The sequence below is a fragment of the Psychroserpens mesophilus genome (assembly GCF_050617655.1).
In the GTDB taxonomy this organism is placed as follows: domain Bacteria; phylum Bacteroidota; class Bacteroidia; order Flavobacteriales; family Flavobacteriaceae; genus Psychroserpens; species Psychroserpens mesophilus_A.
In genome coordinates this window covers 1-257 of the sequence record NZ_JBODQC010000284.1, presented here as the reverse complement: position 1 = coordinate 257, position 257 = coordinate 1, and the positions used below count along the sequence as shown (strand labels likewise).

Annotated in this window: 1 protein-coding gene; it reads right to left on the bottom strand. The window is 52.5% G+C overall.

The annotated features are described in order from the left end of the window. On the bottom strand, positions 1 to 257 hold a 257-nt coding region (locus tag ACRHNM_RS17290; RefSeq protein WP_431137889.1), incomplete at both ends, for an isopentenyl-diphosphate Delta-isomerase.

The window sequence follows — 257 nt, the reverse complement described above, 5'->3', positions numbered from 1 at the left end:
ATAGATAAAAGAAAAAAGGTCCTGCAAGTCTGTTTGAAAACCCATTTCCTCTTCCAACCGCCGCTTGCCAGCCTGGATGTTGGTCTCCCCTACTCTTTGGTGGCTGCAACAGGTGTTAGTCCAGAGGCCCGGGGAATGGTACTTGTGGGCGGCGCGCTGTTGTAACATGGTCTCCCCCTTGTGGTTCAGTACGAAAACCGAAAATGCCCTGTGCAACCGGGCTTTTTCATGAGCCTCGATTTTGGGCATGGTCCCGA